Annotated in this window: 18 protein-coding genes; 6 read left to right on the forward strand and 12 right to left on the reverse strand. The window is 58.6% G+C overall.

Annotated elements, in window-relative coordinates; genetic code table 11:
- Positions 1 to 56 precede the first annotated feature (56 nt).
- The 5 genes from CFT68_RS19010 to CFT68_RS22280 all read right to left on the reverse strand — a co-directional run bounded on the left by CFT68_RS19010 (position 57) and on the right by CFT68_RS22280 (position 6,037).
- Positions 57 to 1,391: a TldD/PmbA family protein gene (locus tag CFT68_RS19010; RefSeq protein ID WP_088845265.1), complete on the reverse strand. Its 1,335-nt coding sequence runs from the start codon at positions 1,389 to 1,391 to the stop codon at positions 57 to 59.
- Positions 1,392 to 1,415: 24 nt separating this feature from the next.
- The gene (locus CFT68_RS19015; protein WP_088845266.1) at positions 1,416 to 3,068 is read right to left on the reverse strand and encodes a TldD/PmbA family protein; all 1,653 of its coding nucleotides are present in this window, start codon (positions 3,066 to 3,068) and stop codon (positions 1,416 to 1,418) included.
- 158 nt (positions 3,069 to 3,226) lie between these two features.
- Positions 3,227 to 4,258, reverse strand: coding sequence for a 5-methylcytosine restriction system specificity protein McrC (locus CFT68_RS19020; protein WP_088845267.1), 1,032 nt, complete (start codon positions 4,256 to 4,258; stop codon positions 3,227 to 3,229).
- A gap of 219 nt (positions 4,259 to 4,477) precedes the next feature.
- Entirely contained in the window at positions 4,478 to 5,794 is a 1,317-nt protein-coding gene (locus CFT68_RS19025) for an AAA family ATPase (RefSeq protein WP_088845268.1), read from the reverse strand.
- Between the two features lie 120 nt (positions 5,795 to 5,914).
- Complete coding sequence (locus tag CFT68_RS22280) at positions 5,915 to 6,037, reverse strand: hypothetical protein (protein ID WP_262490722.1); 123 nt, start codon at positions 6,035 to 6,037, stop codon at positions 5,915 to 5,917.
- Positions 6,038 to 6,216: 179 nt separating this feature from the next.
- Here CFT68_RS22280 and CFT68_RS19030 point away from each other — a divergent pair, with 179 nt between their 5' ends.
- A complete protein-coding gene (locus CFT68_RS19030; RefSeq protein WP_141106626.1) occupies positions 6,217 to 7,617 on the forward strand; it encodes a hypothetical protein in 1,401 nt (466 codons plus the stop codon).
- A gap of 31 nt (positions 7,618 to 7,648) precedes the next feature.
- On the opposite strand, the gene CFT68_RS19035 is transcribed toward CFT68_RS19030, so the two are convergent.
- Positions 7,649 to 9,751 carry a sigma 54-interacting transcriptional regulator gene (locus tag CFT68_RS19035; RefSeq protein ID WP_088845270.1) on the reverse strand — a complete coding sequence of 701 codons (2,103 nt, stop codon included), beginning with the start codon at positions 9,749 to 9,751 and terminating at the stop codon, positions 7,649 to 7,651.
- Positions 9,752 to 9,970: 219 nt separating this feature from the next.
- Here CFT68_RS19035 and CFT68_RS19040 point away from each other — a divergent pair, with 219 nt between their 5' ends.
- From CFT68_RS19040 to CFT68_RS19050, 3 genes are all read left to right on the forward strand, one after another.
- Positions 9,971 to 11,305, forward strand: coding sequence for a TolC family protein (locus CFT68_RS19040; protein ID WP_088845271.1), 1,335 nt, complete (start codon positions 9,971 to 9,973; stop codon positions 11,303 to 11,305).
- Between the two features lie 114 nt (positions 11,306 to 11,419).
- The gene (locus CFT68_RS19045; RefSeq protein ID WP_088845272.1) at positions 11,420 to 11,854 is read left to right on the forward strand and encodes a universal stress protein; all 435 of its coding nucleotides are present in this window, start codon (positions 11,420 to 11,422) and stop codon (positions 11,852 to 11,854) included.
- A 120-nt stretch (positions 11,855 to 11,974) separates the two neighbouring features.
- Positions 11,975 to 13,087 (forward strand): HlyD family secretion protein, encoded by a 1,113-nt coding sequence (locus CFT68_RS19050; RefSeq protein WP_088845273.1) that lies wholly within the window; start codon positions 11,975 to 11,977, stop codon positions 13,085 to 13,087.
- Between the two features lie 45 nt (positions 13,088 to 13,132).
- On the opposite strand, the gene CFT68_RS19055 is transcribed toward CFT68_RS19050, so the two are convergent.
- Entirely contained in the window at positions 13,133 to 13,522 is a 390-nt protein-coding gene (locus CFT68_RS19055; RefSeq protein WP_088845274.1) for a four helix bundle protein, read from the reverse strand.
- An 81-nt stretch (positions 13,523 to 13,603) separates the two neighbouring features.
- Here CFT68_RS19055 and CFT68_RS19060 point away from each other — a divergent pair, with 81 nt between their 5' ends.
- Positions 13,604 to 15,175 carry a DHA2 family efflux MFS transporter permease subunit gene (locus CFT68_RS19060; protein WP_088845275.1) on the forward strand — a complete coding sequence of 524 codons (1,572 nt, stop codon included), beginning with the start codon at positions 13,604 to 13,606 and terminating at the stop codon, positions 15,173 to 15,175.
- Positions 15,176 to 15,238: 63 nt separating this feature from the next.
- Here the strand turns inward: CFT68_RS19060 and CFT68_RS19065 are convergent, their stop codons facing one another.
- The 5 genes from CFT68_RS19065 to CFT68_RS19085 all read right to left on the reverse strand — a co-directional run bounded on the left by CFT68_RS19065 (position 15,239) and on the right by CFT68_RS19085 (position 22,847).
- Complete coding sequence (locus tag CFT68_RS19065) at positions 15,239 to 18,736, reverse strand: PAS domain S-box protein (protein WP_088845276.1); 3,498 nt, start codon at positions 18,734 to 18,736, stop codon at positions 15,239 to 15,241.
- A gap of 255 nt (positions 18,737 to 18,991) precedes the next feature.
- A complete protein-coding gene (locus tag CFT68_RS19070; RefSeq protein ID WP_170934864.1) occupies positions 18,992 to 20,029 on the reverse strand; it encodes a hypothetical protein in 1,038 nt (345 codons plus the stop codon).
- A 309-nt stretch (positions 20,030 to 20,338) separates the two neighbouring features.
- Positions 20,339 to 20,968 carry a DUF6624 domain-containing protein gene (locus tag CFT68_RS19075; protein ID WP_088845277.1) on the reverse strand — a complete coding sequence of 210 codons (630 nt, stop codon included), beginning with the start codon at positions 20,966 to 20,968 and terminating at the stop codon, positions 20,339 to 20,341.
- A 63-nt stretch (positions 20,969 to 21,031) separates the two neighbouring features.
- Entirely contained in the window at positions 21,032 to 22,459 is a 1,428-nt protein-coding gene (locus CFT68_RS19080) for an energy transducer TonB (RefSeq protein ID WP_170934865.1), read from the reverse strand.
- Entirely contained in the window at positions 22,416 to 22,847 is a 432-nt protein-coding gene (locus CFT68_RS19085) for a BlaI/MecI/CopY family transcriptional regulator (RefSeq protein ID WP_088845279.1), read from the reverse strand. Before CFT68_RS19085 ends, CFT68_RS19080 begins: the two co-directional genes overlap by 44 nt.
- 205 nt (positions 22,848 to 23,052) lie before the next feature.
- Here CFT68_RS19085 and CFT68_RS19090 point away from each other — a divergent pair, with 205 nt between their 5' ends.
- Entirely contained in the window at positions 23,053 to 24,276 is a 1,224-nt protein-coding gene (locus CFT68_RS19090; RefSeq protein ID WP_245815452.1) for an alpha/beta hydrolase family protein, read from the forward strand.
- Positions 24,277 to 24,286: the final 10 nt, after the last annotated feature.

Below are 24,286 nucleotides of genomic sequence, written 5' to 3' on the forward strand. Positions count from 1 at the left end.
GCGCAGCACTGCTACAAGCAGCCAGCACGGGCCTGGAACTACAGACAAGCAGTGGCCTACACCGCGTCGGAGAGGCTGGTAAAGGTGAAGTCCCGGATTTTGAGCGGGGGCACCAGGTTGCCACCTACCCGCACCGGCTTACCGATGGCTTCCAGGTTGTTGAGCATAATAATCGGCGACTCGTTGAAGCGGAAGTTCTTCACGGGATGCTTGATTTTGCCGTTTTCGATGAAGAACGTTCCGTCGCGGGTCAGGCCGGTGTAGAGCAGCGTCTGGGGGTCAACGGGACGAATGTACCACAGGCGCGTAACCAGAATACCGCGGGCCGTGCCTTTGATGAGGTCGGCGGTGCTTTGGGTGCCGCCTTCCATAATCCAGCCACCGGGGCGCGCCAAGTCCGGAATATTGTTTTTCTGGGCCCAGTAGCGCGTAGAGTACAGGTTCTTTACTACGCCTTTCTCAATCCAGGTTACCTTCTGCAAAGGCCGGCCGTCGCCGGAGAAGGTGAGGTCAGCAATTTCTGGGTTGGTGGGGTCAGAGTAGATAGTTACACGCTCATCAAAGAGCTTTTCGCCTTTGCGGTTTCCACCACCTTTTTTGCTCAGGAAGGAACGGCCTTCGTCGGCGTTGCGGGCGTCCAGTGCACCCATCAGGGCCTGCATCAGCGAGGCATCGGTATTGGCAACCAGGGCGGCCGGCTCCAGAATGACGGTGTATTTACCGGGCTCCAGGGCCTTGGCATTGCGCGAGCCGGAGGCTTTATCGGCGGCAATGCGCGTCAGCAGGGCTGCGTCGAACTTGCTGGCATCGTTGTAGTCGGCGGTAGCATAGCCGGAGCCAGTGCCATCGGGCGTGCGCACCGTGATGCTGAACTCTAGGCCACTGCGCTGCTGGTAAGCCTCTAGGCCTTTGTTGTTGCGCTTGGCCACAAACCCAGCCCCGTCGTTAAGGAAGGCAGCTGATGTGAGCTTCTTTTCGTCGCAGATTTTCATGCTGGCACCTACCTGCTCCGCGCGGTATGCGGGCGTGATGTCGGCCGTGCTCTTGGCAAACGACTTCGGCGACTCCAGGTATTTCTGGGGGCCGAGCAGGGGCATGTACTCAGGGCTTTCGGGGGCGAGGCGGGCAATTTCTTCGGCCCGCTGCACGCACCGGCGCAGGGTAGCATCGTCAAACTCGTTGCAGGTGGCCACGCCACTGCGCTTGCCGAAGCGGGCTTCTACGGCCAAGGCTACGTTATCAACACCGCCGCTGGTGCTGATGGCATTGCGCGCCGAGCGCACGTTGCCGCCCGTATTGCCGGTAAGGGTTGCCTCGCACTCATCGGCGGTGCTAAAGCTCAGGACCTTCTTCAGGATGGCCTGGGATTCGTCTTTGGAAAGTATTGCCATTACTAGAGTTGATGCGGAAGAAGGTTAGCTAATCTTGCGGGCGGTGTTGATGACGTTCACGGCGTTGAAGCGCGTGGTGGCCGAGCCGTGGCTCACGGCCGAAACCTGCGAAGGCTGGCCCTTGCCGTCGAAGAAGGAGCCGAACAAGCGGTAGTCCGACTGGTCGCAGCTACCGGCGCAGCTGTTCCAGAATTCCTGTGTATTCGCCTGGTAGGCCACATCTTCCAGCTGACCGGCAATTTTGCCTTTCTCGATGGCGTAGAATACGGTACCGCCGAACTGGAAATTGTAGCGCTGCTGGTCAATAGAGAAGGAACCGCGGCCAGCAATGTAGATGCCCTTATCCACGCCCTTAATCATTTCGTCCACGCTCATTTTGGTGGCGCTAGGCTTTAGGCTCACGTTGGGCATGCGCTGGAACTGCACCGTGCTCCAGGAGTCGGCGTAGCAGCATCCGTCCGATTCTTTCTGCCCGACGATGGCCGCCTGGTCCCGAATCTTCTGGTAATCCACGAGCTTGCCTTCTTTGATGAGGTCCCACTCCTTGGTTTTCACGCCTTCGTCGTCGTAACCCACTGCGCCCAGCGAGCCAGGCTGCAGCTTATCGGCCACAATGTTCACGTACTTCGAGCCATACGGAATGTTCTTGGCTTTCCATTCCAGCGTAGCGAAGGAGGTGCCAGCATAGTTGGCTTCGTAGCCCAGCACGCGGTCCAGCTCCAAGGGGTGGCCTACCGATTCGTGAATGGTCAGGCCCAAGTGGTTCGGGTCGAGTACTAAGTCATATTTGCCCGCCGTTACACTCTTGGCTGTAAGCTTGGCTTTGGCCTGCTGCGCCGCCAGAGTCGCATCTTCCAGAATATCGTAGCTCTGCTTGTAGCCGATGAGGCCTGTGCCCTGCGGACCGGCAATTTTGTCTTCGGCTTTGGGCGTCAGGTACTCGTAGCCGAGGCCCATGGGGGAGCTGAGCGCATCGCGGGAGCGGAACTTGCCCGAGGCCTTATCAATGGCCGTTACGCTGAACGTGGGCCAGATGCGGTGCACATCCTGATCGATGTAGGAGCCGTCGGTAGAGGCAAAGTACTTCTGCTCGTTGATCTGGAATAGGCTGGAATTGACGAAGTTGGCGCCGTTGTCCATGGCCTTGGCGTTGGCCGCCAGCAGCAGCTCTACCTTCTCTTTCACCGGCACCTCAAAGGCGTTGCGCTGGATAGGCGTTTTCCAGGATACCTCACCATAGCCCTTTTGGGGTGCCAGCTGCACGGGCTGCTTTTGCACCTTGGAGTTGGCCTTGGCAATTTCCACAGCCAGCTGGGAAGCTTTGGCTAGGCCGGCTTCGGTTACAATATTGGTAGCCGCAAAGCCCCAAGTGCCGTTGGCAATAACCCGCACACCGGCGCCGTAGCTTTCCCCACTGGCAATGTTTTGCACCTGCTTTTCGCGGGTGAAAATGCTTTGGTTGAGGTAGCGTCCGATCCGAACGTCGGCGTAGGTGGCGCCGGCCGATTTTGCCGCATTCAAGGCCGCATCGGCCATCCGTTTATTCAGGGCAGCGTCTACCGTTTCGAGCAGGCGGGCCGGATCTACGGGCGTAGATTCGGCGAAGCCTGGAAGAGAAGGCAGCCACAGCGCCCCGGTCGCCAGGCCAGTGAGGCCCACGAAGTCGCGTCGTTTCAAGAGGTAGTAAGTTTGGTGATAGAGAAGGAAAGCGTGGTGAAGTTTAGCCAGAAGCCCGGCCAATTGCAACCAAACGACGCAAATGGCGTAAGTGGGCTGCATTTTTTCAACAAACAGGCTGAAGTATTGCTGATTTACCCAGCCAAGTAGCGCTTTTGTTACTTCACCAACTGCAGCAAATCCTGCGCAATACCTTCCCAGGGCTGCTCCAGATTAATCGTAACGACCCGGACGGGGTGGCCTAGCAAGGTGTAGCGCAGATCGGTGGTTTGCGCGGCGGCCGGATACAGCAGAATGCCCTCCAACTGTTGGCCCGGAAGCGTGGGCTGGTTTTGCAGGTAGGCGTAGAGCTGGTAGAGGTGGGGCGAAATCAGCTTTTGCTGATCGTAGCGGGTGCGCAGCGCGGCAGCGTAGTACTTGGTGTCGAGGATGATTTTGCGGTCGGAGGCTTCTAGCGTGGTGTCCGTAATCATGGCCGGCAACAGGCCTATGGCGGCTTCATCTGCGGCTTCGGCCTGCCAGGCAATGGTTTCGGACAGCACCCGAAACCGGCGCTGCTCCAGACGGTAGAAGTTGCGCACGAACTGCTCAAACAACCGCGCCATCAGCACCTCATCGCGCCGGAAGTCGCGGAAACGGGCAGGGCCTTCCGCGTTTGGCGCGGGCAGCGCACTATGGTAAATCAGCTCGCACACATTCAGCAGAAACCCGCTGGCTCCGGTCGGGCGCAGCCGACGAACAGCACGCAGGTTTTCGGAGGTGAGTGGCCTAGCAGATATTGCGGCCGGAAAGCGCCGCACAGCCAGACGAATTTCCTGGCGCAAAGTGGTGGGCAAGCTGCGCGAGCGGCTGAGGTGGCCTAGCGTGCCCAGCAGCAGCTGGTTGAAGGGCGTATCGGGACCTAGCTCATCAAACTCACACACGGCCCGGCCCCGGCGCAGCAGGTTGCGTGCCACAGTGGGTGCCAATTGCACTCGCCCCCTTATTTCCGTCAGCTCCTCCTCATGGGTGCTGTAGGCCATTCCTAATCCCTGGCGCAACAGGCGCCGCGTACCCGTGAGCAGCACATGCGCCAACAACTCCAGCGGCCGATGAAACGCCGCGGCGTCCGTCGCCAGCAGCTCCTCACGTTCCGGCAGCCGATTCCAGGCGTAGCATAGCAGATAATAGAGGTTCTGAATGGGAATCATTGAGCGGGGATTGGCCTAGAACAACATACAAGAACGTCAATGAAAGCCCATCTCGTGGGCCCCCACCCCAGCCCCTCCCTTCGGGGAGAGGGGCTTAGAGTACTATTGCAAATTCAGCTACGGAAGTCATTGTGGTACCAACGTGAGCCCCTCTCCCCGAGGGGAGGGGTTGGGGTGGGGGCCCGCGGCCGCACATAAGATTAAGCAGAGCAGGCAGCGTTACTTCCGCAGCAGCTTCTTCTTGTGGGCGGCGGCTTTTGCGGGCTGATCCAGCCAATAGTCATCTAGGAGCGGCGCAATTTCCTGTTCCAGAATCAGCGTAAGCCACTGTTCTGCCTCGGTGGGCTGGGCAGGCGGCTGGCAGAAGTAACTATGGCCGATGCGAAACTCGGGGCCTAATTCCGGATCATCGGCAATGGCTTGGTTAAGCTCCGTGAGGCGCGCTACAAGGCGCTGCACAACCTGGGCCGGTACTCCGTGCTGTGCCAGCAGTTCCTGCAGCGGCGGCCCAAACTCCGGCTCCATCTCCACGAACGCAAAGCGGCGACGCAGGGCATAATCCAGGGGCGCCAGGCTGCGGTCGGCCAGGTTCATGGTCCCGATGAAATGCACATTGGCCGGCACGTAAAAATGAGGCGCATCGGCGGGGGAGTAGGGCAGGCGCACGGCGTGCTCGGGGCCGCGCTTGTCGGCTTCCAGGAGCAGCAACAGCTCCCCAAATATCCGGCTCAGGTTGCCGCGGTTCAGCTCATCAATCAGCAGAAAATACGGCCGCTCCGGCTCCTGGGCGGCGCGGCGGCAAAAATCCAGCAGTATGCCTTCCTGAAGCTGAAATGTGCCGTGGGCATTCGGCCGGAAGCCCTGCACAAAGTCCTCGTAGCTATAGCTGGGGTGGAACTGCACCAGCTCCACGCGGCGGGCATCCGTCTGGCCCAGCTGCAGCCAGGCCAGGCGGCGCGCCAGAAACGTTTTGCCCGTACCGGGTGGGCCCTGCAGCACTACGTTGCGGCGGCGGTTGAGTGCCGCCAGCACCGCATTCAGCTTATCCTCAGTAATAAATAATTCCTGTAGGGCCTGCTCGCGGCTGTACGGTACGGGCGCGGGAAGCTCGTAGGCCAGTGCGGGCTCCTGGGCCAGCGTTTCGGCCGCTGCCGCAGTAGCTGCTTTGTCGGGGCCAGTAGGGGCTTTGGTTGATTGGGGCGCGTACAGCTCCTGCATGGCTTCCTGGGCCGCTACGTCGCCATCCAGTGCGGAGTTTTCGAGGGTAGGCCGCTTGGTGGCAATAGTGAAATCGAGCTGCTCCAGCACGCGGTTGGTAGGCCCCCCGGCCGCCAATGGCCAGACGGCTTCGGGCTCATGCAGCGCCAGGCGCCAGGCGGCGCGGGCCACCGTGCGCGGGGCGTAGCGCCGGCCCTTATACACCAGGTCGTAGACGGTGCTGAGCGGCATGCGCGGGCCCTCACGGTCTAGCTGGCGCAGGGCGCGCAGCACATGGTCGCGGGTGAGGTGGGTGGGGTCGAAGGGAGGAGCTGGCATTCGGTTCTAAAGTACGGTCAAAACACCGGTGGCGCTACTTTTAGCTCCCTGGTTACGCGCTAGGCCACTAAAAAAGCCCGGCTGCTGATAGGCAACCGGGCTTTTTTGAAATATATAGGACTACCCTTTCTGCGTAGTCTTCTTTTTACCATCGGGCTTGTCCTTGATGGTTTCTTCGTTCTTTTTCTCCTGGTTCTTGGTGGCAGGATCGGTATGCTGGGGCGTGGTGGTAGGCTGGGCCATGATGTCGGGAAGTATGATGAATAGATAGCCTGTCTACGATGAAGTTGCGGGCACGGTGATAAAAGCCGAAGTCTTATGTCAGATTCGGGAAGTAAGTGTGTGCAGAGGCGCTTATCTCGCTGTGCGGTGTACATTCGCCCCACAACTATGCTACCGCTGCTCTATTGCTCTTGGCCAACATGAAAAAACGTTATTTCTGGCCCCTGGTGGCCGTTTTATGGTGCCTGTTGACTAACTCGGCAGTTGCCCAGCAGCTTCACTTCGAAAAAGACTCGCTAGGCCAGGTGCTGCAACGGGCGCGCCAACAGCAAAAGCCCGTTTTTCTGCTTCTGACCTTGGGCCCGCGGCCAGAGGCGGCAGGCCTCACCAAAGCCCAGCTAGACCAAGTCTACGGGACTGGCCTAGATTATGGCATTGTTGCCAAAGAGCTAGAGCGCGACTTTCTGCTGGTAAAAGTGCCGTTTGGTACCCCCGAGGCACAGCGCATCTCGCGGCGCTACTACGTCAATACGTACCCCACGTATCTCTACCTCCACCCCGATGGCACCGTGCTGCACCGGAGCTACTCTAGCTCGCAAGATCCCCAGCGCTACCTCCGCGACATCGAAACGTTTCGGCAGAAGCTAGCCAGCCCCAACAACCTCAGCCAGTTGGAACAGCGCTATGCCCAGGGTGAGCGAGGCGTAGAATTTCTGCGGCAGTACATCAAGACGCGCCAGAGTGTGGGCGCCCCCATCCGGCCCGCCCTGCTCGATGCCTACGTGCGCGAATTGCCAGTTAAGGCCTTCGATGACTTTTTGGAGGTGGTGTTTGTGCACGAATGCGGCCCGCTGGTGGATAGCCGCGCCTATAAGCTGGCTCGCTTCAACAAACGCCTGACCGACAGCATGTATGCCACGCTGCCCTTGGCCCGACGCATCACATTCAACAATCTGATTATCAGCAACACCATCCAGGAGGCCATTGCCCGCCGCGACCAAAACCTAGCCATGCAAGGCGCTAGTTTTGCGCGCGGCACGTGGCCTAGCACCGACTACCTGAATGGCTCGCGCACCTTTGACCAGAACATGATGCGCTACTACCAGGGTGTGCGAGATACCGCGCGATACCTGCCGTTGTTGGTGAATTTCTACGAGCGTCACTACATGGCCGTGCCCGCCGACACCCTCCGGCGCCGGCAGGCTATGCGACGGGCGTTGCAGAACAGCTTCCAGAACCCCCGGCCCTATCCCAACTTGTCCCTGCCTGATTCTTCGGTGAAAAAGGTGTGGGTCGAATCGAGAACCAAGCCCATTGACACCTACGCCCTCGACCTGAATAATGGGGCATGGGCGCTCTATATCTCCGGCACCAAGCGCGCAACATACCTCCTGCAAGCCATGCGCTGGAGCCAACGTTCCATCGAGCTTGACCCGCAAGCCGGCTACTACGATACGCTGGCCCACCTCCTGTATAATCTGCGCCTTCATGCTGAAGCAGAGGCCACGCAACAAAAAGCCGTAGCGCTAGCCAAAAAAGAAGGCAAGGCAACCGAAGGATATAAGGAAGTACTACGCAAAATCAAGAACGGCACCCTCTAGGCCACTACTAAGCTGGCCTAGGGCGTGCCGCTTACCCCGCCGTGATGGTGCGCTGAATCCCGAGCTTCTTCATGCGGGCCTCCAGGGTCTTGGGATTGATATCGAGCAAGATAGCGGCCCCAGTAGGCCCGCTTACCCGGCCGCCAGTGCGCCGCAGGGCCGCCAGAATATGGTCGCGCTCCTGGTCTTTCAGCGTTTTGATGGGCCCACCCACTTCCGGTGTCGCCTGACTGGCCTGCGCCGCTTGTGCCACGGCCGAGAACCCCGCAAACTCCAGAAACGGGCCCTGGCTCACGATAACGGCCTGCTCCAGCACGTGTTCCAGCTCGCGCACATTGCCCGGCCAGCTATACTGCTGCATAGAGCGCAAATCCCGCTCGCGTAGGCCACGTACGGGCTTGCCCATCTGCTTGGTGAAACGCTCCAGGAAGTGGCGCATGAGAGGCTCAATATCTTCGGGCCGCTCTCGGAGCGGGGGCACCAGCAGGGGAAATACATTGAGGCGGTAATACAAATCGGCCCGGAAGCGGCCGGCCGCTACCTCGTCTTCCAGCACTCGGTTGGTAGCCGCAATTACGCGCACATCGGCCTGAATGACGCGCCGACCGCCAATGCGCTCGAATTCCTTTTCCTGCAGCACCCGCAGCAGCTTGGCCTGTAAGTCCAGGGGCAGTTCGCCTACTTCGTCCAGAAAAATGGTGCCGCCATCAGCCAGCTCAAACTTGCCGATGCGCCGATCATGCGCCCCGGTAAAGGCGCCTTTCTCATGCCCAAACAACTCACTCTCGATGAGTTGAGCGGGCAGCGCAGCGCAGTTCAGCTTAATCAGCGCCCGCTCGGCGCGCGGTGAAAGATTATGCAGAGCGCGGGCCACCAGCTCTTTGCCCGTTCCGGTTTCGCCCTGAATGAGCACGGTGGTATCGGTGGGAGCTACCTGGGCTAGGCGGGTGTACACCTGCTGCATCACGGCGCTGCCGCCCACAAAGTCATCGAGGCGGGCCGCAGCAGTGGTATTGATTTCGTCGATGAGGTAGGTCCGCTCCCGCTCCAGTTGGGTGCGCAGGGCGTCAATCTGCTCGAAGGCAAACACGTTTTGGATGGCCAGCCGAATCTGCGGAACCAGGCTCTGGATCAGCTCCAGGGTGGCGGCTGTAAACGCCATGGGCTGATGGCTGGCCAGAATCAGCGCGGCGGTTTGTTCGTTGCCTACATCAAGTGGCGTGCACAAAATCGACTGGGTGCCGCGCTGCTCCCGGATATAACGCAGGATGTCGTAGCGCTGGGCCAGATTCTCAAAATCGGCTCCTACGTACACGCTGGGATGGGCAAACAGCTCAATGGCCGCCAACTTGCTCTTCTCCGACTGCGGCAGGTCGTCGTAGCGGTTCTCATCCAGCGGACTAAACGTGCCGTCAGGCTGCTTGCTGAACTCGGCGAAGGAGCGAACCGGCGAGTCGGGCTGCCGCACCCGCACCCCGAAGTAATCGAAGGGAGCCACGCGGTTAATTTCCGTTGCAATGCTCCGAAACAGCTCGCCCCGTTCTTTAATACTTAGTAGCGCATTATTGAGCGCCAACTGCATGGTTTTCTGCTGCTCCCGCCGCGCAATATCCTCGAACGCCAAGGTGTTTGTGACAGCTACTGCCACTAGACTACCGATTTTTTCCAGTAGATCGGCGTCGCTATCGGAAAACTCTGGCCGGCGCCGGGCCACCAATGACATCAGCCCGATCAGTTGGCCACCCGTACGAAGGGGAACCACCGCCATGTACCGCATGCCGCGCTCTAGTAACACGCGAAATGGTTGAAATTCTGCGCGCTCCGATAGCATATCCTGCAGATCGTAGAGGTGCAGGTGCGGCTCTTTAATGAAGGTTTCAACCGGAGAGCCTTTGATTGGGGAATGCTCAGGCTTCTGCAACTCGCCATCGGGCAAAAGAACCTCGCCTAAATAATCGCGCAGAAATACCCGGCGGTACTGGTGTTCGGCATCGAAGGTGATGATAGTGATGGCATCAAAGGGAAATATCAGCCGCAACTTCTCCGTGATGTTGCGAAAAAGCTTCTCCTTACTGCGCGTAGTAGCAATGGCATCATTGAGATAAAGCAGTAAGGAGTCGTCTTGGTTGTGCATCACGGGAGTCAATATTTCCTGATATATCAGGAGTAAATTTGAGGAAGTCCTGATATAATAGGAAAACAGGTGAGTGTGCTACAAGGTTATGCTAGGCCACTAAAAATTATTTTTCTGCGTTTAAAGAGAATAGAAGCAGATTTTATTGGAAATTAATCTGTTTTTAATGGCTTGGCACAAGGTTAGGTAGGGGAGCGGCACCAACAAGCTGTTTTTACGATGCTTTCCCGACCACAATACGCTACACCATTTCTGGTAACTCTTGGGTTGCTGGTGGGTAGTGCTGCACACGCTCAGGTGCCGATTTCCGCTGCGACAGGTGGTGACTCCTTGTCGCTGGAAACCACCATCCGCTCGGTGTTGGATGCCAACCCGGCCATCAATGCCCTCCAAGAAGAAGTAAACCAGGCGCAAAGCCGCCTCGATCAGAGCCGCACGTCGTTGCGCCCCATCGTAGACGGTACGGTGAGTTTCACGCGGGTTGACCCCGTAGTGAAGATTCCGCTGGCGGGCGAAACGTTTCAGCTGGCTCCCGCTAACAACTACGATGGCCACGTAACGGCGCGCTATACGCTGCTGGACTTTGGGCGTGCCAACGCGGCCATTGAAGCAGCCCGCAGCCGCAGCCTCACAGCCGCCGACAATATCAACGTAACCCGCCGCGACCTGGCCTACGCCGCCGCGCAAACTTACTACGGCATCCTGTTTGCCCGGGAAGCTATTCGGGTGCAGGATGCCCAGATTGTATCGTTGCGCCAGCACCAGCGCGAAATGGAAAAGCGCGTAGAAGGCGGCGTGAGCACGCAATTCGACGTGACGACCACGCAAGTGCGCATTGCCCAGGCTCAGGACCGCAAAATAGACCTCCAGAACCAGCTCCGTAACCAGGAAATTCAGCTGGCGCGCCTGTTGCACCGCCCCGAGGGCGAAGCCGCAGTTGTGCGCGGCCGCTTCGAGTACCAGCCCCAGGCCGTGAACGTGCAGGAAGCCCTCGCGAAAGGCTCGGAAAACCGGCCCGAAGTGAAGCTGGCTAAAGATGCCGAGCAGACCGCCACGGCGCTGCTGCGGGTGGCCGAAGTTGGCAATAAACCTTCGCTAGGCCTATTAGCGCAGGCGGGTGGCAAAAACGGCTATATCGTACCTAATCTGGAGCGCGTGCGCTTCAATACGGTAGCCGGCGCACAGCTCTCCATCCCGATTTACGATGCTGGCCGCAACAAGCTGCAGCGCCTGGAGGCCCAATCGGCTATTAAAGGTGCTCAGGCCCGCTCGCAGGACACCCAGGAGCAAGTGCGCGCCGATGTGTTGCAGGCAGTAAACAACATGCAGACCAGCACTGCCCGCTACGACAACTCGCAGGTGCAGATTACGCAGGCTTCCGACGCGCTTACCCGCGCCAAGGCCCGCTACCGCTATGGCGTAGGCTCTAACCTCGATGTGCTGGATGCCGAAACGCAGCTGGCCCAGTCGCGCCTCTCGCGCCTGCAGTCCATCTATAACTATACGCTAGGCCAGTACCAGCTCCGCCGGGCCACTGGCGAGCAAATCTGGTAGTGGTGAAGTGGTGAGTTGCTGTTTGACTGGCCTACGCGGCGCAATCAGTACCAGCAGCACGTCCAACACACTATTTCACCACTTTACCACCTTATTACTTCATCATCTCCCCGCATGATTCTTTCCACCATTTTGTGTCCTATTGACTTCTCGGAAGCGACGGAGCCATTGGTGGCCTACGCGGCGGCTTTGGCGGCAGGTACGGGCGCTGAGTTGCGCATTCTGCACGTGCTGGAACCTCAGCCCACCCTGAACGGACCCTCTGATCTGGATTTGGCTCAGAAGTTGGCGCATTACCATGCGGCCGCCACGCAGGCCGGCGCTACGGTCAGCACGGCTATTGTGCCGGGCGCCGATGCCGCCACCGAAATTGTGGCCGATGCCAAGCGCCTGTCGGCCGACATGATTGTTATTGGGGCGCACGGCCGCACCGGCCTGAAGCGCTTCCTGATGGGCAACACTGCCGAAGTAGTAGTTCGCACGGCTCCGTGCGTGACACTGCTGGTGAAGTCGCCGCCGGCGCCCGTATCGTACCGCGAATCGGCCTAGGCCACTCTTTTCTTTCAGCTGCCACCGTTTTTGTGTCGGCTAACCTCCTGTTAATCTGTGCTTCCGTACAAGTGGCAGGCTCTCTTCAACCATCGAAACACGCATAATTTCATACCGTACATGGCAACCCCCGTTCAACAAGATCCGGCCGTAGCACCTCATCATTCTACGGCGCCCGCCTACACGCCGGAAGTCGAAGAACAAGCTGAAGGTCGTTCCAAGCGTCCGATTATCCTGATTATCCTGGCCCTGGTGCTGCTGGTTGGCGGCTACTTCGGCTGGCAGCGCTACCAGTTCGGCCAAGCCCACGAGGAAACCGACGATGCGCAGGTAGAAGGCGACGTATATCCTATTCTACCGCGCGTATCTGGCCCAGTGCTGGAAGTGAAAGTAGAAGACAACCAGCCCGTTAAAAAAGGCGACGTACTGGTAACCGTAGACCCCGCCGATTATCAGCAGCGCGTAAACGCCGCTGAAGCAGCATTGGCGGCCGCCCAGGCAAACGTAGTAGCCGCTCGTGCCGGCGTCGGTACGGCTTCGGCTAACGTGAGCAGTGCCCAATCGGCCATTGGTGTTAGTGATGCAAACCGTGCCCGTCTGCAGAAAGACCTGAAGCGCAGCGAGTTTCTGCGTAAAGAGGATATCATTCCGCAGAGCGAGTACGATGCGGTGCAGGCTAACCTGAAGTCTACTTCGGCCCAACGGGCTACGGCCCAACAGCAAGTGCGCGTGGCTCAGCAGCAGGTAACTGCTGCCCGTCAGCAAATTGCAGTAGCTGAAGCCGTAGTAAAACAGCGCCAGGCCGACCTCGACAATGCCAAGCTGCAACTCAGCTACGCCACCATCACGGCGCCCGGCAACGGCATCATTAGCAAGAAGGGCGTGCAGCCTGGCCAGGTAGTAAGCCCCAACCAGCAGCTGATGGGTATTGTGGCCTCTGACCGCACCTGGGTGGTAGCCAACTTCAAGGAAACCCAACTGGAAAACATGCGTGTAGGCCAGCCCGTGACCATTGAGGTAGACGCTTACCCGAACGAGGAATTCACGGGCAAAATTGAATCGCTCTCGGCGGCTACTGGTGCTCGTTTCGCCCTGCTGCCCCCCGATAACGCCAGCGGTAACTTTGTGAAAGTAACCCAGCGCGTGCCCGTGAAAATTGTACTCGATAAAGTAGACCCCGAGCATCCGCTCCGCGCCGGCATGAGTGTAACCGCCACGGTGAAAACCAAGTAGTGAAATTGTGAAAGGTGAAGTTGTGAAACAAAGCAGCTTCACTTTTCACAATTTAGACTTTGCCTTTTTGCGGATAGAAGCGAGAATTGATACGATCTCTTTGTATTCTTTTTCTAAGTCAGATAAACGGGGTTTTGCTATAATATCTGCATCGCCAAGGAGCTCAAGCCAAAATAGAGTTTCATCAGCTTCCTCCACGCAGATGCAGAGTTTAGCGTACCACTCGGCTGGTGAGCGGCCTCTGCAAGCTGCCCGAAAATTAGCAGCTACGGAAGTAGCCGAGCGCAAGAGCTGCTTACCAAGGACACTAGCCTCACCTGTGCGAGTCAATTGCTGAAATAGCCGAATAATACGTAGCGAAGCCTGCTTCGTTCGCAGTCGAATATCTTCATTAAAAGATAGATAGTTAGAGGATTGTAGCGGCTCGTTATCCATAATATAGTGTAAGGAAGAAATAGACTGTCAAGCTACGAAAGCTGGTCATTTCACAACTTCACAACTTCACAATTTCACCTCATGGAAACCGGATTTACCAAGTGGATCATCGTCGTTACGGTGGTGATGTGCTGCTTGCTGGAGCTCATTGATACCAGTATAGTAAACGTGGCCCTCACCCAGATGATGGGTAACCTCTCGGCCACGCAGCAGGAAGTAAGCTGGGTAGTGGCCTCCTACGGCATTGCCAACGTTATCGTGATTCCGATGACGGGCTTCCTGGCCGAGCAGTTCGGCCGCAAAAACTACTACCTGTTCTCGGTGGTGCTGTTCACCATTGCCTCCATGCTGTGCGGGCAGAGCACCAACATCTGGGAGCTGGTAGCCTTCCGCTTTATTCAGGGTGTAGGCGGCGGTGCCCTCATGGCTACCTCGCAGGCTATCCTCATTGACACCTTCCCGCCCAAGCAACTGCCGCTAGGCCAGGCACTGTTCGGGATGGGCGTAATTATCGGGCCTACCATCGGCCCTACGCTTGGGGGCTACATCGTAGATAACTACGACTGGCCCTGGATTTTCTACGTGAACGTACCGGTGGGCATTCTGGCCTCCATCTTCACGGTGCTGTTCATCCGGGACCCCGAGCGCATCAAGAACGCCATTCCTAGGCCACTCCGGGAGATTGATTGGACGGGTATTTTCCTGCTGATTCTGGGTGTGGGCTCGTTACAGCTAGTGCTGGAGCAGGGCGAAACCGAGGATTGGTTCGACAGCCTTTACATCAACTTCTTCACCCTGATGGCCGTGGTCGGCGTAGTTGGCTTCATCTGGCGCGAGCTGACGGCCAAGCACCCGATTGTGGATCTGCGGGTACTTACCAAGAGCCGGAACCTGGCTATTGGCGCGTTCCTGTCGTTTATTCTGGGCTTCGGGCTGTTTGCCTCGGTGTTCGTATTCCCAATTTTCTGCCAGCGGATTCTCGGCTTCACGGCGGCCCAAACGGGCTACCTGCTGCTGCCGGGGGCATTGCTTTCGGGCTTTATGATGCCGGTAGTCGGTAAGATGATTCAGGGGGGGGTGCCGCAGAAGTACATTCTGCCCGTGGGCTTCGCTACCTTCTTCGTGTTCTCTTACTGGATGAGCACCCAGATTTCGCCCACGGCCGGCGAGAGCGACTTCTTCTGGCCGCTCATTCTGCGGGGCTTCGGGCTGGCGCTGCTGTTCCTGCCCATCACCACCATGTCGCTCTCCGGCATAAGTGGCAAGGATGCGGGCCAGGCTGCTGGTCTCACCGGTATGATTCGTCAGTTGGGCGGCTCCTTCGGGGTGGCGCTGGTGGGTACGTACCTGGAGCGTTCCATTGCGCAAAACCGCGTAGGTATTGCCTCCAACGTATCTCTGTACGACCCCGAAACGCAGCAGCGTCTGCAGGGTCTCACGGCCAGCTTCATGAGCAAAGGCGCCAGCTTCTTCGATGCCCAGAAACAGGCCTACGCCGCCCTCAGCGGCATGATCATGAAGCAGACCTCCATCGTTACGTACGGCCAGACGTTCCTGATGATCGGTACCTTCTTCCTGCTTTGCCTGCCCCTGATTCTGTTGGTGCAGCGCCCCAAGCCGGGCGAGAAGGTAGACCTGAACGCTGCCCACTAATACTAGGTAGCTCTTGTAGCATAGCACAACGCCGCCGGCCCAAAAGGTCGGCGGCGTTGTGGTTTAGGGTTTGGAAACCGGCAGAAACAGGCGGAACAGTGTGCCTTTATCGACCTCACTTTCCAGCTCGAGGCGGCCGCCCATCTGCTGCACCAGCCGATTCACGAGGTATAGGCCCATGCCGGAGCCCGGTACATGGTGATGGAAACGCCGAAACAGCTGAAAGAGCTGGGGGCCGTGGCGTTCCAGATCAATGCCCAGCCCGTTGTCCTGCACCGTCAGGAGCAGGGTCTGCTCATCGGGCCATGCAGTAGCTACCCGAATAACCGGCACCCGCTCCGGCGCGGCGTATTTCAGAGCATTGCTGAGCAGGTTGTAGAGAATGCTCTGCAGGTTGGGCCGCACGAAGAGCAGGGTAGGAGACGCCGCGAAATCCAGCTCTATGCGGGCGTGCAGCTCCTCCATCTGGTCTTGCAGGCTATGGACGATTTCCTGCGTAAACGGGAGTAGCTGGATTTGCTCCAGCGGAAGCAGTTCCTGCTGGCGCTGCACTTGCACCACATCGGAAAGGTCCCGGATGGTGGTATTGATCTGCTGCAGGGCTCCTTCAAACATGCCCACTAGCTCCGTGGCGGCTTCATCGTGGAAGGTAGCGGTGCGCTTCAGCTCCTCGAAGATGCCGGCCATGTTCGTAATGGGCTGCTTCAGGTCGTGGGAGGCGGTGTACACGAAGTTGTCGAGGGCCTGGTTGATTTGGGTGAGCTGGGTATTCTGCTGCTGCATTAGCTGCTGGGTCTGCTTCACGTCATCGATATCGGTGCAGGAGCCAAACCAGCGGAGCACTTCGCCCTCTTCGTTGCGCAAGGGCTCGGCTCGGCCCAGAAACCAGCGGTAGCCCCCCGTGCGCGACGCAAACCGGTACTCAATCTCGTACTGGCTGCCCGTACTGGCAGCGGCCTGCCAGATAGCCAAGCTGCGCTGCTGGTCATCGGGGTGCAAAATGTTGGCCCAGGCCGAGGGGCCCAGGCAGTCGGCGGGGCGTAGGCCAGTTACTTCAAATAAGCGCTCATTGAAGTAGTCGACCTGCCCGTCGGCCTCGGCCGTCCAGATAATCTGTGGCACACTTTCGGAGAGAAAGCGGAAGTATTCTTCGCTCTGCCGCAACGCCTCCGTTAGCTCCTTTTGTTCATGGATGTCCGTGTTCGAGCCGTACCAGCGCAGCAACTGACCTTGTGCATCCAGCTCCGGCTGCGCCTTATTCAGAAACCAGCGGTAGGAGCCATCGTAGCGCCGGAAGCGTACCTCAAAGCTCCATCCGCAGGCTTTGTGGCGCGCCCGTTGATACGCCGCTTCTACCCGTACTATATCCTCGGGGTGCACCACACTGCGCCAATGGTTGGCGATGCTGGAGCCTTCTGCTAGGCCAGTATAGGTGTACCACTGCGGGCTCACGTAGTGGCCTACGCCCGCCGCTTCATTAATGAAGGTCATGTTGGGCAGCGCTTCCGTCATGCGCCGGAGGCGTTCGTCGCTGCGGCGTACCTCTGCGGTCAGGGTTTCGGCCCGCTGCCGGCCCAGTACCTGCTCGGTAACATCTACCCCAAAGCACAGCACGCCTTGTGCCTGGCCTTCAGTGTCATACAGGGGCTGGTACACGAAGTTCAGGTAGTAGTTCCGCTGGCCGCCCGTGCTGGCATCCAGAACCTGAAGCGGAGTTTCGTGGCCGAGGTAGGGTTGTTTAGTGCGGTAGACGGTATTGAGCAACTCCACAAACCCCTGGGCGGCTACTTCGGGCAGCAGATCGGCGGCGGGCTGGCCTAGCTGCACCCGCCCACTCATGAGCGCCTGGTAGTTGGGGGTAGCGAAGGTGAACCGGTGCTCCGGGCCGGCCACGGTAGCAATGTAGGCGGGCACCTGGCTCAGAATCAGCATCAGCTGCTGGTCCTTCGCCTCCAACTGCTGCTGAAATAGTTTGGCGTCGTGGATATCAATGGTAGAGCCGTACCAGCGCTCTACCGTGCCATCGGGCTGCAACAGCGGCACGGCTTGCTTCAGATGCCAGCGGTACTGTCCATCGTGGCGGCGCAAACGAAACTCGCCCGACCAGGGCGAGGTGGTGCGGCGCCCCTCGGCAAAAATTTCCCGCATGCGCAGCACATCATCGGGGTGGATGGCGTCCTCCCAGTTATCGGTAGAGGAGGGTTGGCCCGTATATGCCTGGCGCTGGGGGTTAAAGTAAAGCACGTTGCCCTCGGCGTCGGTGATGAAGATAAACAGCGGCAACGACTCAACCAGCGTCCGGAATTGGGCATCCTGCTGGCGTATCTCCTCCATCAGCTCAGCGGTGCGCTGGCGCGCTACCACGCGCTCGGTCACATCAATGCCAAACACCAGAATGCCCTGGGTCTGGCCCTGCTCATCGGTGAGGGGCTGCAGGGTGCCATCAAAGTACAGCGTACTCACCGAGCCATTGGGCGCGGGCGGCTGGGCCATGGGCATCTCACTGAGCAGGAAGGGCTTCGCGGTTCGGTACACTTCATCAATCAGGTGCAGATAGCCATTCGTGACGAACTCGGGCCGCGCAACAGCTGCCGGCACGCCTAGCTCTACGGCGCCGCCAAACAGCTGCTCGCTGCGCTCATTCATGAAGGTATAGATGTGCTCGGGGCCACTGAGGGTGGCAATATGCGCCGGAATCTGCTGCAGAATCTGGCGCAGCTGCCGGTCCTTGGCGGCTAGCTGCTGCTGCACCTGCTTCAGCTCCTGAATGTCGGTGCCGGTGCCCACCCAGGCCACTATTTCGCCGGTTTCATTGCGCCGGGGGATGCCTCGGCTCAGCATCCAGCGGTACTGCCCATCATGGCGGCGCAGTTGGTACTCCACCTCGTAGAGGCTGCCACTGGCCTGGGCTTTATCCCAGACTTCCTGGGCGCGCACCCGATCATCGGGGTGCATGTCTTCCAGCCAGCTTCGGCCGGCTATGTCCTCCAGTTGACGGCCCGTAAACTCCAGCCAGCGCGGGTTTTGGTAGTCCCCGGAACCGTCAGCGTTGGTGGTCCACAGCATGATGGGCAAGGCTTCCAGCAGGAAACGCGCCTGGTTCTGGCTCTCCGCCAGCTCGTGCTCAGTTTGCCGCCGCTGCTGCTCTGCCAGATGCTGGCTGGTTACATCTTCGGTTTGCTGCAGGATAAAGTGCAGCTCGCCCTGCTCGTTCAGAATAGGATAGTGCGTGGCCTGCCAGTATAGCTCCTGTAGGCCACCTCCCTGCTCCGTGGTCCGCTCCAAGTCATACCGAATGAGGGGCATAATGTGGGTTTGCTGATGCTGGCGCACGTAGGCCAGGGAGTGCTGCAGAATCAGGTAGTTGTGCTTGTCGGAGGGCGGAAAGGCCTCAAACAACGGGCGCCCTACTATATCAGCCCGGCTTTTCAACGACACGGCTACATGCCCATCGGAGTTATCGAGAATGGTGAAATCTGCATCGGGCGCCAGCAGCAGATAGTTGCCCGGCAGGTGCCGGAACAGGGTAAGATAATCGGACGGGGAAATACCTGGGGCCATACCAGCAGCATACAATGGAGTGAGCAATGCGCATCCCGAGGCTAAGTGCTCCGGTTTCCATCTCTTAAAGGTACTAACCAAAGGCGGGCTCCACTGTCTTAGTTTTTTTGCGACAGATCTTGCTTATATCTGCTTTCCCGGCAAGCTCAACAATGGGCCTGTCAATCGTCTAGGCCTGTAAATTGAAATAAGAAAGCAGCAAAAAGCCCCGCCGGTTGGGCGAGGCTTTTTGGGAGTAGCGGCCAGAGCAGCAGACTACTGATACTGGATGTAGAGCGGCTTGGGCGTAAGCTCCGCCAGCACTTCTTTGGCCGTCATGATGTGGTGAGGCTTGGGACGGGCGTCGTACTCATAGAACAGCTTGAAGCCAGTGTACTGCACGGGCTCGGTCTGAATGTAGTCGTGGTACGAGTCCTTTTTCAGGGTCGGCTCGCCGTGGCCGTCCATGTGCATCACAATCTGCACGCGGGGGTCAAGCTTGATGTTTTTGTAGTTGGTAATCATCTTCCGCGTGAAGCGGTGCACCGTCAGAACCTTGGGTGGAAGCTTGTTTTCGCTCACAATGCGAGCCAAGAAGTTTACCGTGAAGTTCACGTCCTTGGCATCCAGGGTGCCGATTTTCTGATTGGGGCGCACGCCGGGCATGGTCGACAGCGAGAACTCGGGGTCGATGCCGAGGTGCACGATAGGGTCTTTCAGGTATTGCTCCAGCTTGGGCAGCTCTGCCTCCAGGGTGCTGTGGCCCGGCTGCACGTCCAGAAACAGCAGGCAGTTGTGCTCTTTGGCCCAGCTGAGTACTTCCTCAATGGTAGCTTTGGAGTTCATCAGGCGCCACTTGCCATCCTTGCCGGGCGTGCCCTGGGCCGTGATGGTTACGTTGTGCAGCGCGGCCTGCACCGGAATAGATGGGTCGGCAGCCTGCCACTCCTTCAGTACCCCCTCAAACTTGCGGAACATCTGCTCCTTAGGCTCGCGGCCCAAAATGCCCATGCCTTTCGAGCGGATGTTGCCGTAGAATGCAATAATGCGGTGACCGGGCAGAATAGCGCCGGGCAGCTGCCCGCTTTTCTTCACGATAGAGTCGGCCTTGAGCGAATCACGGCGCATGGCGGCCATTTTCAGCGAGGCGCTGTCTACTACTACTGGCTTAGCGGTGTCGGCTACGGCCGCAGGCGTTTCGGCTTCGGTGCCGGCACGGGAGCCGCAGCCGGGAAGCGTAACTAGAGAAAATGCGAGGCCAAGCGTGGCCAGAGCAGGGGCCGTCAGGCGGGTGAAGGTCCGAGAATAAGACACTGAAAAGAAACGTATTAAAGACGAATGGTGCCTCTAAGGTAGCCGGTTTTCCGGGGAAAATCGGAATGCTCTGGTCGGCCTCGCCCCGGTATTACATGGTTTTAATCTGTTTTTAATGCGCTAGGCCACTAGTACAGCCTCGCTGCTCCGTGTTGGTGAAGTGCCGACGTAAATTGGTGTTGGAGCCGCAACAGAAGAACCAGAGTAGCTGCCCGACTGGCCTAGAAGATGCTTGGCTACACCAATATTCGGTTCGCGGTGCTCAGCATGACGTCTTTTTTCCTAAGGATACTCCTGATAGTTTTTGAGCTATAGCGCTGCCGGCTTTGGGGTGTTCATTTCCTTGTGCATGTTGCTCATCATGTCGAGGTATTTCTGGAGGGGTTCCATTCCGATGGCGGCGCGGCGCTTATCCACGCTCTTGGGGTCGCGGAGCGACTTAGGCACTGCTTTACCGATGCCAGGACCCTCGTACACTACTTGAGTGCCGTATTCTTCTGGTTGACCGGAGTTGATGGCCACGCGGTCGGTGAGGTAAGCGTAGTTGATGGGGCTGGCATTCTTCCTTTTCACCTCGGGGAGCATCAGCTGTAGTATCTGGCGCTGAAAGGCTGGGTAAGCATCGGCGTGCTGCACCAGAAGCCAGAAGTTGTTGGAGCTTTTTTCGCCTACCTGCCGGAAGCCAGGGTACCCCACTTGGCGCACTATCTTTTCGAGGATAGGCTGGTGGCGCGCAAAGTTGTCGGTTTCTACCTGCACCAGGTTTCGGCCGGCACTGTCGGGCAGCTGCTTAAAAAGTTGCTGCATCGGCCACTGGTCCACGTAGGCCAGGCTGTCGAGCGTTTTGCTAAGCTTAGGATAGGCTACGGGCTTGGTTTGCGCGGCAGCAGTGAGGATGCCTATGCTCCAGAGGGCGCCTGAAAAAATCAGTAATTTCATTGGGGGTCAATAAGTGATACTAGAGTGGAGGATAAAATCGGGCCTCCCTAACTGCCGCTGAAGCTATTTGAGCGAAAACGTAATGGGCACCGTGAAAAAAACCGCCACGGGCTGGCCATTCTGTGTGCCGGGTTTCCACTGGCCGGGCAGGTTGCGCACGGCGTTGAGAGCGGCTTCGTTCATAGCCTGCGCGGCTGGCGTGGTAATTCGGGTGGTCTGCTGCTGCCCATCGGCGCCAGGGTATTTTACCTCGTAATCGATACCTTTTTGCAGTTGAGCGGCCTGTAAGCTGCCATCAGCGGCTACAATAAACCTGATAAACACGCGGCCCTCCAGCTTCTCGGCTAAGGCACTAGCCGGGTATTTCACCTGCTTACCAATATCTGCAAGAAGCTTCTCCTGGCCTCCGACATATTCGGGCATGTGCTCAACAAAAAAATAAACCGGTGGTGGTGGGGGCGGAGGGGTGTCTTCGGCTTCTTGTGCCGGAGGTGGTGGGAGTGGAGGCTCGCTGAGGGAAGCATCGGATTTGGTGATGACGCTGGCCGGGTCAGTAGCCTTTTCGCAGGCCACCAGCAGCACCAGCGCAGTGCTCAGCGGCAACAGCAGCCACTGCTTCCAGCGGCGCACGGGGGACTGGGAGGTAAGCATACGGATACGCGTAAGGGTGAAGGATTGCGTAAACGAATGGGTAAGTGGTAGTTCCAGATGCAGCTGGCGCAGCGCCACCCGCGCTAGCAGCGTGGTGTAAGACTCGGCCGCGCCAGTACCTTCTGAGTGGCCTAGCGCAGCCTCATCGGCCAGCAGCTCATGCGTAAGCTCCAGAGCGGCGGGGTAAAAATGCACGAAAGGGTTGAACCAGAGCAGAGTCCGCGCCAGCTCCAGCATCAACCGCTCCCGGGAGTGGCCTAGCTTTATGTGGGCTTCTTCGTGGCGCAGTATCTGGGCGGCCTCGTCGGCAGAAAGCCCTAGCGTCTCATCCCAGAAAATGCGGTGCCCAAACGAGCTGACGGGCCGTTGGCCGCCGGTGTAGGCCAGGGTATACCCTTGGCGGGCTTCGGTAGGCCAGGAGCGCGCCGTTTGCCATAGCAGAAGCAACTGCCAGGCTTTGCCGCTCATCAGGGCCAGTACGCCAGCGCCATACACCAGCAGTAGCCAGTGCATATCCAAGCTCGCAGGGCCGGGTGCCCCGGTGGCGCTGATGGTAACGGCCGGGAGCACCCCACCCGAAAGCAACCCCGAGGTGCCGGGCACCAGCGTCTGCCAGGTAAGCAGCAAGCTCGCTAGCCAGGGGCCGGCTAGGCCTAGCAGCGGCGGCAGCGCCAGTACTAGCCACGGCGTGTAGAGCAAAAACCGGCTATTAAACTGAAAACACCGCTCCTGGCGCAATAGCACGCGATAGAACAACCAGCAGGCGCCCAGCAGCACGGTGCTCAGCAGCATCCAGCTAAGCAGGCCGGTGGGGCTCGGAAGAAGGGGGGAGAGGCTCATCGGTGGGTGGGGTAGAGGAAGTATCTTGTTGGGCGTGGCGGAGCAGCTCTTCCAGCTGCGCGGCATCGAGGTCTTCTTCCTTGGCGAAAAAGGAAACCAGCCGTGAGAAGGAGCCCCCGAAATACCCGCCCAGCAGCTTGCGCAGCGAGAACCGCCGATACTCATCCTGGCCTACCAGGGCATGGTAGCGGTGCGTGCGCCCGAACGCCTCATGACCTACAAAACCCTTCTGCTCCAGAATCCGGATGATGGTGGACACGGTGTTGTAGGCCGGCGTAGGCGCGGGTAGCTCAGGTAGCACGTCCTTTACATAAGCAGGACCAAGGCGCCAGAGCACCTGCATCACTTGTTCTTCGGCGCGCGTTAGTTCGGGAAATGCTTGTGACATAGGAGGGTAAGTTGAGCCTGATGAAGATAGAACTAGTGTTCAAGTTGTACAACTAATTTTATAGTTAATTATTGGGAGAGAATGCACTGCCTTTGGCTGAACTGCTGTGTGTTGGATATGAATTGGGCCTAGGCCACTCTGGGTGAATCTTTTGGCGGGTTTCGTGTTCTAAAGCCTAGAATCATAAGGCCAGAAAAATTTTCCTGTGAAGCATCCTATTTTTCCTCGTCGGGGTACCCGGCTGCCTGCTACGGCGCTGGCCTGGCTCTTCGCCTTTCTCCTGATTGGCCCAAGCTGTAAGAGCGACGCGCCCGAGCCCAACGTAACAACTGAGCCTACGCCATCGGCTCCTACTGCCCTTATTAATAGCACGTTAATTGGCGAGTATAGTCAGGCCACCCTGGCGGGGCGTGTGGGGGATGTGCCCCTGGTAGGCGCATTGGCGCGCTTGCCCATCAAAGTATATAAGCTCACCTACACCACTCAGAACACCGATGGGCAGCGCATCACGGCCTCCGGGGCCGTCCTGGTTCCGGTGAGTACGCAGGCGCTGCCTGTAATCAGTTACCAGCACGGCACCATCCGGCCCGATGACGAGGACCGTGCCCCTTCCTACTACAGCGCCAATAGTGAGTTGTGGTCGGCGGTATCGGTGCTGGCCTCCACCGGCTACGTGGTGTCGGCCCCCGACTACATTGGGTATGGTGCCTCCAAGGCTTTGCCCCACCCTTACGAGCACGCGGCCTCGCTGGCCTCCGCCTCGGCAGATATGCTGCGCGCCACCCGCGAGTTCTGTAAGCAGCAGAACGTGAAGCTGAACGAGAAAAACTTCCTGTTGGGGTATTCTGAAGGGGGCTATGCTACCCTGGCGCTGCACAAGCTCCTGGAAGAAAAGTATGCCACGGAGCTGCCCGTAGCGGCCAGCGCACCCGGCGCGGGGGCCTACCACAAGTCGGCCTTCGCTAAGTACATCATTGGCTCCGACCAGCCGCTGAGCTTCCTGAGTACCTATGTGTGGGTGCTGGATACTTACAACCGCGTGTATAAGCTCAACCAGCCGACGACGGCCTACTATCAGGAGCCCTACGCTACCCAGCTGCAAGCCAACCCGTTTGGCTCGGTGCCCAGTCTGCCCAGCCAGCTCTTCACCAGCGCTTTCCGCCAACGTGTACAGGCCGATGCCGATGCGGCGCTGCTCGCTGCCCTGCGAGATAATGATATCTTCGACTGGAAGCCCAAGGCGCCCTTAGCGCTCTTTCACGGCACCGCCGATGACTACGTGCCCTACTTCAACTCCCAGGATGCCTACACGGCCATGCGGGCCCGGGGCGCTACGCAGGTGCAGCTTCGTCCCATCCAGGGCGGCAACCACTTCACGTCGGTGGCTACGTATACGCTGGCCGCCTACGCGTTCATCTCGCAGTACTAAGTTCCAGTAA

Origin of the sequence: Hymenobacter gelipurpurascens (assembly GCF_900187375.1) — a bacterium.
Taxonomy (GTDB): Bacteria; Bacteroidota; Bacteroidia; order Cytophagales; family Hymenobacteraceae; genus Hymenobacter; species Hymenobacter gelipurpurascens.

Coding starts and splice junctions, on each gene's coding strand:
- CFT68_RS19010 (WP_088845265.1), bottom strand. CDS start 1,391: ATGGCAATACTTTCCAAAGACGAATCCCAGGCCATCCTGAAGAAGGTC.
- CFT68_RS19020 (WP_088845267.1), bottom strand. CDS start 4,258: ATGATTCCCATTCAGAACCTCTATTATCTGCTATGCTACGCCTGGAAT.
- CFT68_RS19025 (WP_088845268.1), bottom strand. CDS start 5,794: ATGCCAGCTCCTCCCTTCGACCCCACCCACCTCACCCGCGACCATGTG.
- CFT68_RS22280 (WP_262490722.1), bottom strand. CDS start 6,037: ATGGCCCAGCCTACCACCACGCCCCAGCATACCGATCCTGCCACCAAG.
- CFT68_RS19030 (WP_141106626.1), top strand. CDS start 6,217: ATGAAAAAACGTTATTTCTGGCCCCTGGTGGCCGTTTTATGGTGCCTG.
- CFT68_RS19035 (WP_088845270.1), bottom strand. CDS start 9,751: ATGCACAACCAAGACGACTCCTTACTGCTTTATCTCAATGATGCCATT.
- CFT68_RS19040 (WP_088845271.1), top strand. CDS start 9,971: ATGCTTTCCCGACCACAATACGCTACACCATTTCTGGTAACTCTTGGG.
- CFT68_RS19045 (WP_088845272.1), top strand. CDS start 11,420: ATGATTCTTTCCACCATTTTGTGTCCTATTGACTTCTCGGAAGCGACG.
- CFT68_RS19050 (WP_088845273.1), top strand. CDS start 11,975: ATGGCAACCCCCGTTCAACAAGATCCGGCCGTAGCACCTCATCATTCT.
- CFT68_RS19055 (WP_088845274.1), bottom strand. CDS start 13,522: ATGGATAACGAGCCGCTACAATCCTCTAACTATCTATCTTTTAATGAA.
- CFT68_RS19060 (WP_088845275.1), top strand. CDS start 13,604: ATGGAAACCGGATTTACCAAGTGGATCATCGTCGTTACGGTGGTGATG.
- CFT68_RS19065 (WP_088845276.1), bottom strand. CDS start 18,736: ATGGCCCCAGGTATTTCCCCGTCCGATTATCTTACCCTGTTCCGGCAC.
- CFT68_RS19075 (WP_088845277.1), bottom strand. CDS start 20,968: ATGAAATTACTGATTTTTTCAGGCGCCCTCTGGAGCATAGGCATCCTC.
- CFT68_RS19080 (WP_170934865.1), bottom strand. CDS start 22,459: ATGAGCCTCTCCCCCCTTCTTCCGAGCCCCACCGGCCTGCTTAGCTGG.
- CFT68_RS19085 (WP_088845279.1), bottom strand. CDS start 22,847: ATGTCACAAGCATTTCCCGAACTAACGCGCGCCGAAGAACAAGTGATG.